17 protein-coding genes are annotated in these 15,261 nt (G+C 44.6%); all 17 read left to right on the top strand.

Annotated elements, in window-relative coordinates; translation table 11 throughout:
- Positions 1 to 22 precede the first annotated feature (22 nt).
- Positions 23 to 745, top strand: a complete 723-nt coding sequence (gene atpB / locus ACJA3J_RS19275; protein WP_089652063.1) for a F0F1 ATP synthase subunit A — start codon at positions 23 to 25, stop codon at positions 743 to 745.
- 50 nt (positions 746 to 795) lie between these two features.
- A complete protein-coding gene (gene atpE / locus ACJA3J_RS19270; RefSeq protein ID WP_014644824.1) occupies positions 796 to 1,008 on the top strand; it encodes a F0F1 ATP synthase subunit C in 213 nt (70 codons plus the stop codon).
- 232 nt (positions 1,009 to 1,240) lie between these two features.
- Entirely contained in the window at positions 1,241 to 1,762 is a 522-nt protein-coding gene (gene atpF / locus ACJA3J_RS19265; protein ID WP_089652062.1) for a F0F1 ATP synthase subunit B, read from the top strand.
- A complete protein-coding gene (locus ACJA3J_RS19260) occupies positions 1,759 to 2,307 on the top strand; it encodes a F0F1 ATP synthase subunit delta (protein WP_406945030.1) in 549 nt (182 codons plus the stop codon). The genes atpF and ACJA3J_RS19260 overlap by 4 nt, the downstream gene beginning before the upstream one ends.
- A 15-nt stretch (positions 2,308 to 2,322) precedes the next feature.
- On the top strand, positions 2,323 to 3,831 hold the full coding sequence (atpA, locus tag ACJA3J_RS19255) for a F0F1 ATP synthase subunit alpha (RefSeq protein ID WP_089652060.1): 1,509 nt from the start codon (positions 2,323 to 2,325) through the stop codon (positions 3,829 to 3,831).
- A gap of 33 nt (positions 3,832 to 3,864) precedes the next feature.
- The gene (locus tag ACJA3J_RS19250; RefSeq protein WP_089652059.1) at positions 3,865 to 4,728 is read left to right on the top strand and encodes a F0F1 ATP synthase subunit gamma; all 864 of its coding nucleotides are present in this window, start codon (positions 3,865 to 3,867) and stop codon (positions 4,726 to 4,728) included.
- Between the two features lie 41 nt (positions 4,729 to 4,769).
- Complete coding sequence (gene atpD, locus ACJA3J_RS19245) at positions 4,770 to 6,179, top strand: F0F1 ATP synthase subunit beta (RefSeq protein WP_089652058.1); 1,410 nt, start codon at positions 4,770 to 4,772, stop codon at positions 6,177 to 6,179.
- Positions 6,180 to 6,251: 72 nt separating this feature from the next.
- Complete coding sequence (locus tag ACJA3J_RS19240) at positions 6,252 to 6,656, top strand: F0F1 ATP synthase subunit epsilon (protein ID WP_089652057.1); 405 nt, start codon at positions 6,252 to 6,254, stop codon at positions 6,654 to 6,656.
- 205 nt (positions 6,657 to 6,861) lie between these two features.
- Positions 6,862 to 7,095, top strand: coding sequence for a DUF1146 family protein (locus ACJA3J_RS19235; RefSeq protein ID WP_115893391.1), 234 nt, complete (start codon positions 6,862 to 6,864; stop codon positions 7,093 to 7,095).
- A 102-nt stretch (positions 7,096 to 7,197) separates the two neighbouring features.
- Complete coding sequence (locus ACJA3J_RS19230) at positions 7,198 to 7,905, top strand: YwmB family TATA-box binding protein (RefSeq protein ID WP_167356045.1); 708 nt, start codon at positions 7,198 to 7,200, stop codon at positions 7,903 to 7,905.
- Positions 7,906 to 7,939: 34 nt separating this feature from the next.
- Entirely contained in the window at positions 7,940 to 9,250 is a 1,311-nt protein-coding gene (gene murA, locus ACJA3J_RS19225; protein WP_406945029.1) for a UDP-N-acetylglucosamine 1-carboxyvinyltransferase, read from the top strand.
- Between the two features lie 127 nt (positions 9,251 to 9,377).
- Positions 9,378 to 10,403: a stage II sporulation protein D gene (spoIID, locus tag ACJA3J_RS19220; RefSeq protein WP_115893388.1), complete on the top strand. Its 1,026-nt coding sequence runs from the start codon at positions 9,378 to 9,380 to the stop codon at positions 10,401 to 10,403.
- A 373-nt stretch (positions 10,404 to 10,776) separates the two neighbouring features.
- Positions 10,777 to 11,673 carry a M23 family metallopeptidase gene (locus ACJA3J_RS19215; RefSeq protein ID WP_244199424.1) on the top strand — a complete coding sequence of 299 codons (897 nt, stop codon included), beginning with the start codon at positions 10,777 to 10,779 and terminating at the stop codon, positions 11,671 to 11,673.
- Between the two features lie 355 nt (positions 11,674 to 12,028).
- Positions 12,029 to 12,310 (top strand): sporulation transcriptional regulator SpoIIID, encoded by a 282-nt coding sequence (gene spoIIID, locus ACJA3J_RS19210; RefSeq protein WP_089652051.1) that lies wholly within the window; start codon positions 12,029 to 12,031, stop codon positions 12,308 to 12,310.
- Between the two features lie 254 nt (positions 12,311 to 12,564).
- Complete coding sequence (locus ACJA3J_RS19205; protein ID WP_089652050.1) at positions 12,565 to 13,563, top strand: rod shape-determining protein; 999 nt, start codon at positions 12,565 to 12,567, stop codon at positions 13,561 to 13,563.
- 31 nt (positions 13,564 to 13,594) lie between these two features.
- Positions 13,595 to 14,419: a flagellar hook-basal body protein gene (locus ACJA3J_RS19200; protein WP_406945028.1), complete on the top strand. Its 825-nt coding sequence runs from the start codon at positions 13,595 to 13,597 to the stop codon at positions 14,417 to 14,419.
- 17 nt (positions 14,420 to 14,436) lie between these two features.
- Positions 14,437 to 15,258, top strand: a complete 822-nt coding sequence (locus ACJA3J_RS19195; protein ID WP_406945027.1) for a flagellar hook-basal body protein — start codon at positions 14,437 to 14,439, stop codon at positions 15,256 to 15,258.
- Positions 15,259 to 15,261 lie beyond the last annotated feature (3 nt).

The raw sequence follows: 15,261 nt of genomic DNA, 5'->3' as shown, positions 1-15,261 counted from the left end.
TGATGGAAGGTAGGTGAACAGTTTGAATCACGAAGCACCGATGTGGGAGGATGCGTTTGGAATCTCTTGGTTGGATTTCAACTTATCAAACGTTTTGATGATGTTTGTCGCGTCATTGATCGTATTCATCCTCGGCGTAGCGGCGACAAGAAACATGCAGCGATATCCGACAGGTTTTCAAAATTTCATGGAATGGCTGATCGATTTCATCAAAGGAATTATCGGTTCCAACATGGATTGGAGAACAGGTAGGCTCTTTTTACCGCTGGGACTGACATTATTCGCCTACATTTTCGTAGCGAACATGCTCGGGGTTGTCACCAACGGTGTTGTTGGACACACACTATGGTGGAAATCACCGACAGCTGATCCGGGGATCACTTTGACACTCGCGACACTAGTCGTCGTTTTGTCCCATTATTATGGAGTGAAACTGCGGGGCGGTAGAGAATATGCAAAAGGATTTGTACGTCCATTGCCATTTTTGCTGCCCTTCAAGATTATTGAAGAGTTCTCAAATACGTTGACTCTTGGTCTGCGTCTTTACGGGAACATTTACGCAGGTGAAATCCTATTAAGCTTGCTCGTTGGACTTGCAGCGACTGGCGTAGGAGGATTTATCGGAGCGACCGTTCCGATGATTGCATGGATGGGCTTTAGTACTTTCATTGGTTTCATCCAGGCGTTTATTTTCGTTATGTTAACGATGGTTTACTTGTCTCACAAGGTGAGCGAAGACCATTAATATAAAGCATTATATTAATTTTTTTAAAAATATTGAGGAGGATTTTCATTATGGGTCTTTTAGCAGCTGCAATTGCAGTAGGTTTAGCGGCACTAGGTGCTGGTATTGGTAACGGTTTGATTGTTAGTCGTACAGTAGAAGGGATTGCGCGTCAACCAGAATTGCGCAGTGCACTTCAAACAACAATGTTCATCGGTGTTGCCCTAGTAGAGGCGATTCCTATCATCGGCGTTGTTATTGCATTCATCGTAATGGGACAATAATTAGGACGAGCATATACGCTTATGGCGAAGTTCAACTCCATCGATCTTCGCCTTTCCTTTATACCTTACGAAAACTTTATACCCGAAAGTCACGGTAAGAAAACTTCGACGGAAGCTGTATTTACAGCGGAAGCCGGGTTTTTCGCTTGTCTAGCCCTAGCACCAATGAAAGGGCTGCGGAATTAATGAAGTGTAAACCTGTTACGAGATGGTGTGGAGAGGAGTGAAAACTGTGCAAGGATTCACAGAGAGTCTGGTCCTCGGAGCTGGAGGGCTTAATATAGGTGACATGATCATTCAGCTTGTTTTCTTCCTTGGTTTACTTGCTCTTTTAGGTAAGTTCGCATGGGGACCATTGATGAACATGATGAAAGAACGTGAAGATTACGTAGCAAATGAAATCAACACGGCCGAAAAAAGTCGTGAAGAAGCGCAGCGCATGCAGCGTGAAGCTTCTGAAGAGTTGAAAGCGACACGCCAGGATGCACAGAATATCATTGAGGATGCTCGTAAAACAGCAGGCCAGCAAGAAAGAGATATTCTTGAGTCAGCACGTGCTGAAGCTGAACGCATCAAGGAATCTGCTCGTCAAGAAATCGAGCAGGAGAAAGAAAAAGCTGTCCAGGCCCTTAAAGATCAAGTGGCAACCATGTCTGTCATGATTGCATCGAAAGTCATTGAGAAAGAACTTTCACAAAAGGATCAAGAGGCGCTGATCAACCAATATATCGATGAGGCAGGCGAAGAGCGATGAGTCAATCTATCATTGCTAAACGCTATGCAGACGCACTTTTTCAACTTGGAAAAGAAAAGGCGAAACTAGAACAATTTGAATCCGAATTGGTAACTTTACGTGATGTTTTTCGCGGCAATAAGGAAATCATCTCATTCCTGAACCACCCACGGTTCTCCATGGGACAAAAGAAGAAGTTTGTTAGCGATTCTTTTCAGTCTTTTTCTGCTGAAATCGTTAATACTTTAAAGCTGTTGGTAGAAAGGCACCGTGAGGAAATCATTGTTGATATGATCGGATTTTATATCGAAATGATGAACGATGCAAAAGGTATTGCAGATGCGGATGTTTACTCTGTAAGGGAACTTTCTGAAGCTGAAAAACAGCGCATTTCAGAAACATTTGCACCGAAAGTAGGTAAACAATCCTTGAACCTTACGAATATCGTAGACCCTTCCATCCTCGGCGGTCTTCGCCTGAGAGTCGGTAATCGCATATTTGATGGTTCTGTCAGTGGAAAACTTCGCCGCATAGAGCGCAAGTTAGTTTCTGCGAACAATAGATGATAGGGGTGAAATGGCATGAGCATCAAAGCTGAAGAAATCAGTGCGCTGATTAAGCAGCAAATTGAAAACTATGAATCAGATATAGAAGTCAATGATGTGGGAACCGTAATCGAAGTTGGTGACGGTATTGCCCGTGCTCATGGTCTTGATAATGTCATGGCTGGTGAGCTTGTTGAATTCTCTAATGGTGTCATGGGATTGGCACAAAACTTGGAAGAAAGTAACGTTGGTCTTGTCATTCTAGGACCATATACAGATATTAAAGAAGGCGACGAAGTACGTCGTACAGGACGCATCATGCAAGTACCCGTCGGGGAAGAAATGCTTGGTCGTGTCGTAAACCCACTCGGACAACCGGTCGATGGACGCGGACCGATTGAAACGACAAAAACACGCCCAATCGAATCTCCGGCACCAGGGGTTATGGATCGTAAATCCGTTGATGAGCCACTTCAAACAGGTATTAAAGCTATCGATGCTCTTGTACCAATTGGACGTGGTCAACGTGAATTGATCATCGGGGACCGTCAGACAGGTAAAACATCTGTCGCAATTGATGCCATCCTGAACCAGCATGACCAGGATATGGTTTGTATTTATGTAGCGATCGGTCAAAAAGAATCAACCGTTCGTGGGACAGTAGAAACTCTACGTCGCCATGGTGCACTTGACTACACGATCGTAGTAACGGCAAGTGCTTCTCAACCTGCCCCATTACTATACCTTGCACCATATGCTGGTGTAACCATGGGTGAAGACTTCATGTACAACGGCAAGCACGTATTGGTTGTGTATGATGATCTTTCCAAACAGGCGGCTGCCTACCGTGAACTTTCTCTACTCCTACGTCGTCCTCCAGGCCGTGAAGCCTTCCCGGGAGACGTATTCTACCTACACTCTCGTTTGCTAGAGCGTGCAGCGAAGCTAAGTGATGCGAAAGGCGGCGGTTCCCTGACTGCACTTCCTTTCGTAGAAACACAAGCTGGAGATATCTCTGCATACATTCCGACAAACGTAATTTCCATTACTGATGGTCAGATATTCTTGCAGTCTGATTTATTCTTCTCCGGTGTACGTCCAGCGATCAACGCAGGTCTTTCTGTATCTCGTGTTGGTGGTTCCGCACAAATCAAAGCGATGAAGAAGGTTGCCGGTACGCTAAGGCTTGACTTGGCTTCCTATCGTGAATTGGAAGCATTCGCTCAGTTCGGTTCTGATTTGGATAAATCCACTCAGGCCAAATTGAACCGTGGTGCTCGTACGGTTGAAGTCTTGAAACAAGGTCTTCACCAACCACTAGCCGTTGAAAAACAAGTCATGATCATTTATGCGCTGACAAAAGGGTTCTTAGATGAAATTCCAGTCGGAGATATCACTCGCTTCGAATCTGAATTCCATAACTGGTTGGACAACAACCGTAAAGAGCTTCTGGCTCAAATCCGTGAGACAGGCAAGCTTGCAGAAGACGAAGATATGAGTGGTGCTGTGAAAGAATTCAAGAAAACGTTTGTCGTTTCTGAATAAATGAATCATAGCTAGAAAGGGTGGTGAAACAGCGTGGCATCCCTTAGAGATATTAAAGGTCGGATTACGTCAACGAAAAAGACGAAGCAAATCACGAAAGCGATGGAGATGGTATCTGCCTCCAAGCTGAACCGTGCCGAGCAGAATGCGAAAAAGTTTGTTCCTTATAGTGAGAAAATCCAGGAAGTTGTGGCAAGCATCGCCCAAGGTGGCGGAGATGCGAGTCACCCGATGCTTGAAGCCCGTGATGTCAAAAAGACAGGGTATCTCGTCATCACTTCTGACCGTGGACTTGCTGGAGCATTCAACAGCAGCATTCTTCGTAAGGTGTACCAGCAAATCCGAAGCAAGCATACGTCAGCGGATGAATACACCCTGATTACAATCGGACGTATCGGGCGTGACTTTTTCCGTAAACGGAACATGCCTGTCGATATGGATATCACGGGAATATCTGATCAACCAGATTTCTCTGATATTAAAGATATTGCTTCAGATACTGTACAGCTGTACACAGATGAGCGAATAGATCAGTTATATATCTATTACAACCATTATGTCAGTGCCATCACTCAAGAAGTGACTGAGAAGAAAATTCTTCCTCTGACAGACTTGAATAAAGAGGGCAAAGCGAGCCAAAGTTCGTATGAGTATGAGCCGAACCAAGAAGAGATTTTGGAAGTCTTGCTTCCTCAATACGCTGAGAGCTTGATTTATGGCGCTTTACTCGACAGTAAGGCCAGTGAGCATGCAGCACGTATGACGGCAATGAAGAGTGCGACAGATAATGCTGATGATTTGATCGGAGATCTTACTCTTTCTTATAACCGTGCCCGTCAAGCTGCTATTACCCAGGAGATTACCGAAATTGTCGGCGGTGCAGCTGCCCTCGAATAGGATCTCTCGGATTTTTGAACAGTAAGTTAGGAGGGAAATCGATGAGTAATGGACGCGTGACCCAAATCATGGGACCCGTTGTTGACGTAACGTTCGATGATGGACATCTCCCTGATCTTAATAACGCATTGCACGTAAGTTACGAAGCGAAAAACGAAAACGAAAAGAGCGTCGATCTTACATTGGAAGTTGCCCTTCACTTGGGTGACAATACCGTTCGTACCGTTGCCATGTCATCTACGGATGGTGTCATGCGTGGTACCACAGTTACGGATACAGGTAAGCCGATTTCTGTACCTGTAGGGGAAGTAACTCTTGGACGCGTATTTAACGTAGAAGGCGACACGATCGACCTTGATGAGCCACTCGGTGATGTCCGCCGTGACCCAATTCACCGTGAAGCTCCTAAATTTGAAAACCTGGCTACAGAAACTGAAATTCTTGAAACAGGAATCAAAGTTGTAGACCTTCTAGCCCCTTATGTAAAAGGTGGTAAGATCGGTTTGTTCGGTGGTGCCGGTGTAGGTAAAACCGTACTGATCCAGGAATTGATCAACAACATCGCACAGGAGCACGGTGGTATTTCCGTATTCGCAGGTGTTGGTGAACGTACACGTGAAGGAAACGACCTATACTATGAAATGACTGACTCTGGAGTTATCAAGAAGACAGCCATGGTATTCGGACAGATGAACGAGCCACCTGGAGCACGTATGCGTGTGGCCCTATCTGGACTAACGATGGCCGAGTACTTCCGTGATGAAGAAGGACAAGACGTTCTATTCTTTATCGATAACATTTTCCGTTTCACCCAAGGTGGTCTTGAAGTGTCTGCCCTACTTGGACGTATGCCGTCAGCCGTTGGTTATCAGCCGACGCTTGCTACAGAGATGGGTCAGCTTCAGGAGCGAATCACATCGACAGACAAAGGATCCGTTACTTCCATCCAGGCGATTTATGTCCCTGCCGATGACTACACGGACCCAGCGCCTGCGACAACCTTCGCCCACCTGGATGCAACGACAAACCTTGAGCGTAAGCTGTCTGAACAAGGAATCTACCCAGCCGTGGACCCACTTGCTTCCACTTCTCGCGCTCTAGACCCTGAAATCGTCGGCGATGAGCACTATGAAATTGCCCGCGAGGTTCAGCGTACGCTTCAGCGCTATAAAGAGCTTCAGGATATCATTGCGATTCTAGGTATGGATGAGCTTTCTGATGAGGATAAATTGACGGTTTCCCGTGCACGTCGCGTTCAGTTCTTCCTTTCTCAGAACTTCCACGTTGCTGAACAGTTCACTGGCCAACCTGGTTCTTATGTGCCTGTTTCAGAAACGGTTAAAGGCTTCAAGGAAATCCTTGACGGCAAATACGACGATATTCCGGAAGATGCGTTCCGTCTTGTTGGACGAATCGAAGAAGTCGTTGAAAAATCAAAACAAATGCAATAAACAGGTCTGGTGGATAGAGGGGCTTGAATAAAGTTCCTCTTCCTCTTCATGATCAGCCAAGGAGGAATACGAATGAGCACACTGACGGTGAGTGTAGTCACTCCTGATGGCCCGGTGTTGGAAGATGCATTTGAAATGGTCAGCTGTAAGGCGGAAAGCGGTGAACTTGGAATTCTTCCAGGTCACATTCCGATGGTCGCGCCTTTGACGATCAGCGCTGTTCGTCTTAAAGGGGAAGGCAAATCAGATCGTATCGCGGTAAGTGGCGGTTTCTTGGAAGTTCGTCCAGATAAAGTCACGATTCTTGCTCAATCTGCTGAAAAACCAGCGGATATTGATATCGATCGTGCCCGTATGGCCAAAGAACGTGCCGAACGTCGCCTTCAGGACAAACAAGCCGACATTGATTTCCAACGGGCTGAAATGGCACTCAAGCGTGCCTTGAATCGCTTGAATGTTTATGAGAACAACTTTTAAACTGCTTTCTTTATGAGAGCAGTTTTTTTGTGAAAACTACCAGCTTTTTTCGCTAGCGAAATTTGGATAGTCCCGTCAAAAAGATGTTAAATGTCTATTATTACCCGGGAAATGGAGTGGAATATTTCCTCTTTTGTCAGTTTATCTTGATTAGTTGATGAAGAAATGAGGAATCTCGACATACACCAGGGAAGGAGCAACACCTATGGAACAATACTTCGCGGAAGAAGCGATTCTTAGCATGATCTCACATTTGATATTCATTATCATTACCTGGAGGGTTTTGCAGTCGATTAATTTTGATGCATTCTTCAGGAAAAACAAGGTCTTTGAAGCAAGAGCCTTGTTAATTATAGTAACCATCGCTCTGGGTACAACAGTCAGCAATTTCTTTCTTGATTTTATTAAGTGGTCAAACAGCCTTATTTATTTATTTTAATGATGATAGGCAAATGTCTAAAGTTGTTAGGAAATGTTTCGTATGAATGTCCTCTTCTCAGGTCACACTTATAGTAAGAAAATGCTTGGGGAGGCATTCAAAATGAAAAGTGTTTTGGCTGGAATCATTGCTCTATTTATTATAGGAACAGGTGCTTATCCACAGGAAATGACAGGAGCTCAAGAAACCCTCATGGAGTTTTCGTCATTTGCTGCGGATAAGCAGCTTGAAGTGAGTGGCTGGACGATAACGCTGAAAGAAAAGGTGTCTAGAAAAAAGGCGGACCAATTGAAAAAGGATCTCATGAATTTTTGGTCTGATCCTGTCGTTACGGAAGAGATTACAGTGAATGCCGTGAAGTACACCGTCAAAAACAGTCATAAAAACGAACAAATCATCGAAAGGTTTAGCATGATTGTTCCAAAAAATGCGTGGAGCGATGTGGAAGTGGTTTATACCACTGAAGGACAGGGAACACCTTCATTAACAAGCATTAATCAAACAAACATGAATGAAATATCTCGTCGATTTTTCTCAAAAAATGTCACTAAATTCTCTTGTATTAAGGCCAAGTTTAGTGGTATTATTGATGATGTTTTAGTGTATAAAAAATTCAAACAAGCTTTCGACATAACAACAATAGATGAAATCGACGAAAACGGTTGGACGAGCAGGACCGGATACACCAAAAAGTGGGATCAGGCCATTGATGCTGGGGATCGAATGATGAACGTTCAATTCGCAACCCGAACTTTGGGCGGGGAGACAAACATCACGATTGGCACACCCATAATAACTGCTGAATATTAATAATAGTGAATATGGACGCGGAGGAGAATGAACCTTGGAAAAAATCATCGTCCGTGGTGGGAGGCAGCTGAATGGTACCGTTAAAGCAGAAGGTGCCAAGAATGCCGTACTGCCTGTCATCGCAGCAAGTATTATTGCAAGTGAAGGAAAAAGCGTACTGCACGAAGTACCCGCTTTAGCTGATGTATATACGATCAATGAAGTGATCCGACATATGAATGCAGATGTAAATATGGTGGGGAATACAGTCACGGTAGATGCTTCTAGTGAATTGGAAACAGAAGCACCAATAGAATATGTAAGAAAAATGCGCGCCTCTGTTCTTGTATTGGGACCACTTTTGGCCCGGTATGGCCATGCTAAGGTTGCTATGCCAGGAGGATGTGCCATTGGTTCACGTCCGATTGATCAGCACTTGAAAGGCTTTGAGGCAATGGGAGCTGAAGTAACCGTTGGGAACGGCTATGTTGAAGCTGAAGTTAAGGGCCGTTTAAAAGGTGCTAAAATATACTTCGATGTCCCAAGTGTTGGTGCGACAGAAAACGTCATGATGGCTGCAGCTCTTGCAGATGGAAAGACGATTCTTGAGAATTGTGCAAAAGAACCGGAAATTGTCGACCTGGCAAACTATTTGAATAAAATGGGCGCAAACATTGTCGGTGCAGGAACAGAAACCATTCGCATCCAAGGTGTTGAGAAGCTTGTGGGTACGACTCATACCATCATTCCAGACCGTATTGAAGCAGGTACATTCATGGTAGCTGCAGCGATTACTGGCGGGAATGTTCTCGTACAAGGTGCGATGCACGAACATTTACGTCCCCTTGTTTCCAAAATGGAAGAAATGGGCGTCATCATTCAAGAAGAAGAAAGTGGTTTACGTGTGATCGGACCAGATATTCTACAAGCAACAGACATTAAAACGATGCCACACCCTGGCTTCCCGACAGACATGCAATCTCAAATGATGGCTCTCATGCTGAATGCAGCAGGCACGAGCGTCATTACAGAAACCGTCTTTGAAAATCGCTTCATGCATGTGGAAGAGTTCCGTCGTATGAACGCGAATTTGAAAATCGAGGGTCGCAGTGTCATCATTGAAGGACCATCATCCTTACAAGGTACAGAAGTCGCCGCAACCGACTTGAGAGCCGGAGCAGCCTTGATCCTAGCTGGTTTAGTTGCCGATGGATACACAAGGGTAACGGAGCTTAAGCACCTGGATCGCGGATATGTGGATTTTGCTGAGAAATTAGCTACACTCGGCGCTGATATTGAGCGTGTTAGAGAAGAAGAAGTTTATTCAGAAGACCACGAACCAAGCGAATCAGTATCGACATTATAATATATACATCTTTATAGCTTGCCTGTTTCAATATTTTTGAAATAGGTAAGCTTTTTTAGTTCTATCATCTTCTATTTCTGGATACATTTTTAGTAGAGGGATTTACTTTGTAACCAGGAGGATGCGGATGAAAAAAAACAATGGAATTGGAATACTTGCTGTATGTGGTTTATTTGCAACAATACTTATCCTACCAACGATAATCGTCGTCCCATTTACGAATTCCGGGGGTACGGAAGAAGTGAAGGAAACCCCGCAAACAGAAAAAGTAGCGAGCGTGGAGGACTCTCCATTTGCTGTCAAAGTATTGCGTAGCACCACAAAAGAGATCGAGGAAGTGCCTTTAGAAAGTTATGTTGCTCGAGTCGTTGCTTCTGAAATGCCCGTAAACTTTGAAATGGAAGCATTGAAAGCCCAGGCCCTCGCCGCAAGGACTTATATTACCCGCCACTTGGTCCAGGGTGAAAAAGTTTCATCAGAAGCAGACGTTACGGATACGGTCAGCCACCAAGTTTATAAAGATGAAGATCAACTCCGAAGTCAATGGAAAGACAATTATGAAGAGAATATGAAAAAAATCACAGAAGCTGTCAACGCGACAAAAGGTGAAATCATTACGTACGATCAACAGCCCATCACGGCAGCGTTCTTTTCAACGAGCAACGGCTTTACAGAAAACGCAGGAGATTATTGGGAGCATGACATTCCATACCTTCAAAGCGTAGAAAGTCCATGGGATCAGGAATCACCGAAGTTCGTCGATCAAAAAATCATTACCGTTGCTGAACTTGAACAGACCTTAGGTGTAAGCATAGGATCAGGAATCCAACAGACAACGATGACGAAGACAGAAGGAAACCGAGTAGATGAAGTCCATTTTGGGGATCATACGTTTTCCGGAAGAGAAATCCGTGAAAAAATCGGGTTGCCCTCCAGTGACTTCAGCATCAAGCAAAAAGGGGAACATGTCATCTTCACAACGAAAGGTTATGGTCATGGTGTAGGAATGAGTCAGTACGGGGCCAATGGCATGGCGAAATCAGGTAAGGATTACAAAGAAATCATTCATCACTATTATCAAGACACAGAAATCGCCCCACTAAGCACACAAACAGCTTCGTTAACCATTGAAAAAGAAGACACCGTAAACTAAAGAGCTGCCCTAAGCAGCTCTTTTTTCTTTGTTTAAAATGTATCATCTTAAACAATATGTCAGGAATGTGTAAGACTCGAATTCAAGATGTTTCGGGGTTCGTTGCCGTGTTGGGCATCAGGGGTGGATGGGAAGCTACTCGCTTTCCTGCGGGGTTTCGCCAGCCAATCCATTCCCGCGGAAAGCGAGCCATTCCCCGCAGCCCCCATCCACTCAACAAAAGTCTCGAAACTGAGTCCTTAACAATCGGGAGTTATTGTGGAAGACGAAGTCTAGGATTTAATAAATTTTTCCTTTGGATGTATATAATCCCATAGAAGTGTTCAGAATGGTTTTTGAGGTGATGAACATGAAAGAGGAAGGTAAGAAAAGCGTGACTAAATTAAAGTTCAAACGCTTGATGCGCAAGAAGTGGTTGTATCCAGCATTGTATTTGTCAGTGGCTGCATTAGTACTTGTCGGAGTGTTCTGGTATCAACAAGGAGCTAGTGATTTGGAAGACCAAATCGCAGAGCAACCAGATTCCAAAGTCCAGGACGAATTTTTGACGGCGGATAACGAGAAAGATACTGTACCAGTAATGGAACATCAGGAAAACTTGGAAATGCCTGTTGCTGATGAAAAGGCAGCATCCATTGTCACTAAATTCTATGATTACGACGCTTCCGAGCAAGATCAAGAAAGTGCACTGGTCCTATACAACAATAAGTATTACCAAAGCGAAGGCGTAGACATTACTAGAGAAGATGGAGAAGCTTTCGAAGTTACCGCAGCTTTGTCAGGAACAGTCACTGAAGTTAAAGAAGATCCGCTATACGGCAATGTTATTGAAATCACACATGATGAAAACATTTCAACTGTGTATGCTAGTTTAGAAGATGTCGATGTATTAGCAGGATCTGATGTAGCACAAGGCGATGTACTTGGTTCAGCAGGTAAGAACTCCTTTGGTCAAGCAAGTGGTGTTCACGTACACTTTGAAGTACGCAGTGATGGACAGCCTGTCAACCCTGAAGAGTTTTTCGGTCAGCCAATGAGTAACATTATTGAGAATGCTGGACAAGAAGTTCAGGAAGAAGAAGATCCTCCAGCAGAAGAGCCACAAGAAGATGGCGAAGAGCCTTCTGAAGGTACAGAGCAATCTTCTGACGATGCAGAGCAGTCTACGGAAGAAGAATTAAATACGGATGAAGATCCAGCTGGTTCTGAAGATGAAGAGCAAACACCAGATGAAGATAGTGCCTCTTCCATCTCTACCACACAGACTTAAAAAATGAGGGTTCTGCCCTCATTTTTTTATTTGTTTGAATGATTACGGTGAAGCTGGTATCTGTTTGTCAGGGCAATGCGTTTAAGCATGTATGAAGCCTTATGTGTTACATAAGATGAAGAAATGATTTTCAATGATGTGTATCAAGCATAAAATTACAAGAAATCACACCAGCCCATGCATCATCTGGCATATCTTAGAACTTTTATTAATACAATGAGGATAACCGAGCACTCGGTAACATCCAGGGTGATCCAGCATGAGTTAACTTCCAGAATACACCCACACAACACAATTGAAACGCTTTCCTAAGAATCCCACCCCCTTGGATAGTCAATCACAGGAGGCGAGTGGAGTGCATGATTACATCAAAGAGAGGACCATCAAGATTGGAGAGCACATTATCGAAACGAAAAAAACGGTGAGAGTGATTGCCAAAGAGTTTGGTGTTTCAAAAAGTACGGTCCATAAAGACTTGACTGAAAGACTTCCGGAAGTGAATCCCGAACTTGCCAAGGAAGTGAAGAAGATCCTCGATCACCATAAAGAAATACGCCACCTCAGAGGTGGAGAAGCGACCAAGAGAAAGTACAAAGCCCAATTTGTGGATGATCAACCTGTTCAACCTCTAGCATGAACTCTGATTTCCTCCCTTTGTCACATTTCCTCGATATTTGGTAACTTTTTTCATATCTCAAGAGACGGATGTCGTAATTTTGTGATAGAATAAAGAACTAGATGTGCATGATTTAAATCGAAAATAGAACTGAAACAATAGGGAAATATAAGTTGAGGGAGATTGATCTCCATTGCCGGTGTAACGTAACGGATTACGAGGGTCCTGTACGTTACTTGGATTATGTTTTTTACAATAGGGAGGATCTACAGAACATGTTTGCTAGAGATATAGGAATTGACCTGGGTACAGCGAACGTACTCATCCACGTGAAAGGCAAAGGAATTGTATTGAACGAACCGTCCGTGGTTGCCATGGACCGTAACACTGGGAAAGTGCTCGAGGTAGGTGAAGAAGCCCGCCGGATGGTCGGACGTACGCCAGGCAACATTGAAGCCATCCGACCGTTGAAGGACGGTGTCATTGCAGATTTTGACGTTACTGAGGCGATGCTGAAGCACTTTATCCAAAAAACGAACGTGAGAGGATTCTTATCTAAACCGCGCATGTTGATCTGTTGCCCTACGAACATTACGAAAGTGGAGCAAAAAGCGATCAAAGAAGCGGCTGAGAAATCCGGTGGTAAAAAAGTATATTTAGAAGAAGAGCCTAAGGTAGCAGCGATTGGTGCCGGTATGGATATCTTCCAACCAAGCGGGAACATGGTTGTCGATATCGGAGGTGGCACAACGGATGTCGCTGTTTTGTCCATGGGCGATATTGTCACGGCTTCCTCAATTAAAATGGCCGGTGATAAGTTTGATCATGAGATTCTACAATACATTAAAAAAGAGTATAAATTGTTGATCGGAGAGCGGACAGCTGAAGACATTAAGATCAGCGTGGCGACGGTTTTCCCTGGGTCAAGAAACGAGGAAATCGAAATTCGCGGTCGAGACATGGTGTCCGGATTACCACGTACGATCTCCGTCAACTCTGAAGAAATTGAAAGATCTTTACGTGAGTCTGTACAGGTCATCGTTCAAGCAGCGAAACAAGTGCTGGAACGTACACCACCTGAATTGTCCGCGGATATTATTGACCGTGGAGTCATCATGACGGGCGGCGGGGCTCTTTTACATGGGATTGACCAACTGCTCGCCGAAGAGTTGAAGGTTCCTGTTCTTGTAGCAGAATCTCCGATGGATTGTGTCGCTACAGGTACAGGCATCATGCTTGAAAATATCGATAAGCGTATTTCAACGAAGCTATAGATTAAGATGGGACGGAAGGAGTGAAGACACCTTGTTAAGGGGATTTTACACAGCAGCAGCAGGTATGATGGCCAACCAGAGGATGCAGGAAACGTTGTCGAATAATATGGCGAACGCGTACACACCAGGGTACAAAGCAGACCAGGGAACGATGCGTGCTTTTCCAGAGCTATTGATAGAGCGGATGGGAAGCAAGACGATCCCGACGAAGAATGGATTCAAAATACCTGATGGCGGCTATGTAGGATCCCTTAACACAGGTGTGTATATGCAGGAAGCGATTCCTTCTTTTGTTCAAGGAGACGTGAAAGAAACTGGGGTGGGGACAGATCTTGCCCTTGTACAAAATGCAGTACCTGATGAATCCGGTTCTCTTTTCTTTCGTGTCCAGAATGAGGATGGGGAAGAACGGTACACGCGTAACGGGAACTTTACCGTAGATGGCGAAGGTTTCTTGACGACAAATCTCGGGTATTATGTTTTGGATGGAAACGGAGATCCGATCGATACGGGTGGCATGGAGTTTAATGTTTCACAAACTGGAGAGCTTACGGTGGATGGACAGGCATTCACACTCGGGCTGTCTTATACACCGGATGCTTCTCAAATGGTCAAAGAAGGAAACGATCTATTTCGTCTTTCTGAAGAGGGGGATATCATTGTAAACCCTGGAGCGGAAGAGGGAGTGGGTTACTCGATCCTTCAACACCATCTGGAGCGTTCAAATGTCGATCCAAACAGGACGATGACAGAAATGATGAATACATACCGTTCATTCGAAATGAACCAGCGTGTCTTAAAAGCTTATGATCAAAGCATGCAAAAAGCAGTGACGGAAATCGGAAGAATTAGTTAAGGAGTGTGGCATCTTTCATGAATCGTTCAATGATCCAATCGGCTGTGACGATGGGACAACTGCAGAAGAAGCTGGACCTTGTTGGAAACAACTTGTCCAACAGTGAAACGACAGGATACAAAAGCCGCAACGCCGATTTTTCTTCATTATTGTATCAACAAATCGACAACCAGTCTCATTCTGATGCAGAGGTCGGCCGGCTGACACCGGAAGGCATCCGGATTGGTTCAGGAGCAAAGCTTGGTCACACAAACCTAGACCTGACTCAAGGGAGCTTGAAAAATACGGGCAGGGAGCTGGATGTGGCTTTATTGGAAGACCGCCATATGTTCGGCCTTCGAGTCACAACGGCACAAGGGGAAGAAGTTCACTATACACGTGCAGGAAACTTCTATTTGAACCCGGTCGATGACGGTCAATTGCTGCTGACAGATGCGAATGGTCACCCTGTAATGGGAGCGGACGGTGAAATTATTATACTTGAAGACAACTTTCAAGCCATCAATATCGATCCAAATGGAAGAATTCTCGTCACAAGAGACCAGAACCAAGTGGTGGAAGGTACGTTGGATGTTAGTGAAGCTGTCCGACCTCGTATGTTAGAATCGGTAGGGGCGAATCGTTTCCGTATTCCTGACAATGTAGAAGAGGATGGAATTATGGGAGATGTGCTTTCTGGAGATGTGAAAATGCAGTCCCAGACGCTTGAAACATCGAATGTGGATGTCGCGAAGCAAATGACAGAAATGCTGATGGCTCAGCGTGCCTATCAATTCAACGCCAAATCCATATCCACAGGTGATCAAATGATGGGGCTTGTGAGTCAACTGAGATCATAAACG

Origin of the sequence: Halobacillus sp. SY10 (genome assembly GCF_045401165.1) — a bacterium.
GTDB lineage: Bacteria > Bacillota > Bacilli > Bacillales > Halobacillaceae > Halobacillus > Halobacillus aidingensis.
Note: the sequence above shows the minus strand (reverse complement) of the source record. Positions and strands in the feature narration are given on the sequence as shown.

What these genes read in the sequence shown, in the direction of transcription:
- atpE (WP_014644824.1), top strand. Translation starts at nt 796, where the DNA reads ATGGGTCTTTTAGCAGCTGCAATTGCAGTAGGTTTAGCGGCACTAGGT.
- ACJA3J_RS19260 (WP_406945030.1), top strand. Translation starts at nt 1,759, where the DNA reads ATGAGTCAATCTATCATTGCTAAACGCTATGCAGACGCACTTTTTCAA.
- atpA (WP_089652060.1), top strand. Translation starts at nt 2,323, where the DNA reads ATGAGCATCAAAGCTGAAGAAATCAGTGCGCTGATTAAGCAGCAAATT.
- atpD (WP_089652058.1), top strand. Translation starts at nt 4,770, where the DNA reads ATGAGTAATGGACGCGTGACCCAAATCATGGGACCCGTTGTTGACGTA.
- ACJA3J_RS19240 (WP_089652057.1), top strand. Translation starts at nt 6,252, where the DNA reads ATGAGCACACTGACGGTGAGTGTAGTCACTCCTGATGGCCCGGTGTTG.
- ACJA3J_RS19235 (WP_115893391.1), top strand. Translation starts at nt 6,862, where the DNA reads ATGGAACAATACTTCGCGGAAGAAGCGATTCTTAGCATGATCTCACAT.
- ACJA3J_RS19230 (WP_167356045.1), top strand. Translation starts at nt 7,198, where the DNA reads ATGAAAAGTGTTTTGGCTGGAATCATTGCTCTATTTATTATAGGAACA.
- spoIID (WP_115893388.1), top strand. Translation starts at nt 9,378, where the DNA reads ATGAAAAAAAACAATGGAATTGGAATACTTGCTGTATGTGGTTTATTT.
- ACJA3J_RS19205 (WP_089652050.1), top strand. Translation starts at nt 12,565, where the DNA reads ATGTTTGCTAGAGATATAGGAATTGACCTGGGTACAGCGAACGTACTC.
- ACJA3J_RS19195 (WP_406945027.1), top strand. Translation starts at nt 14,437, where the DNA reads ATGAATCGTTCAATGATCCAATCGGCTGTGACGATGGGACAACTGCAG.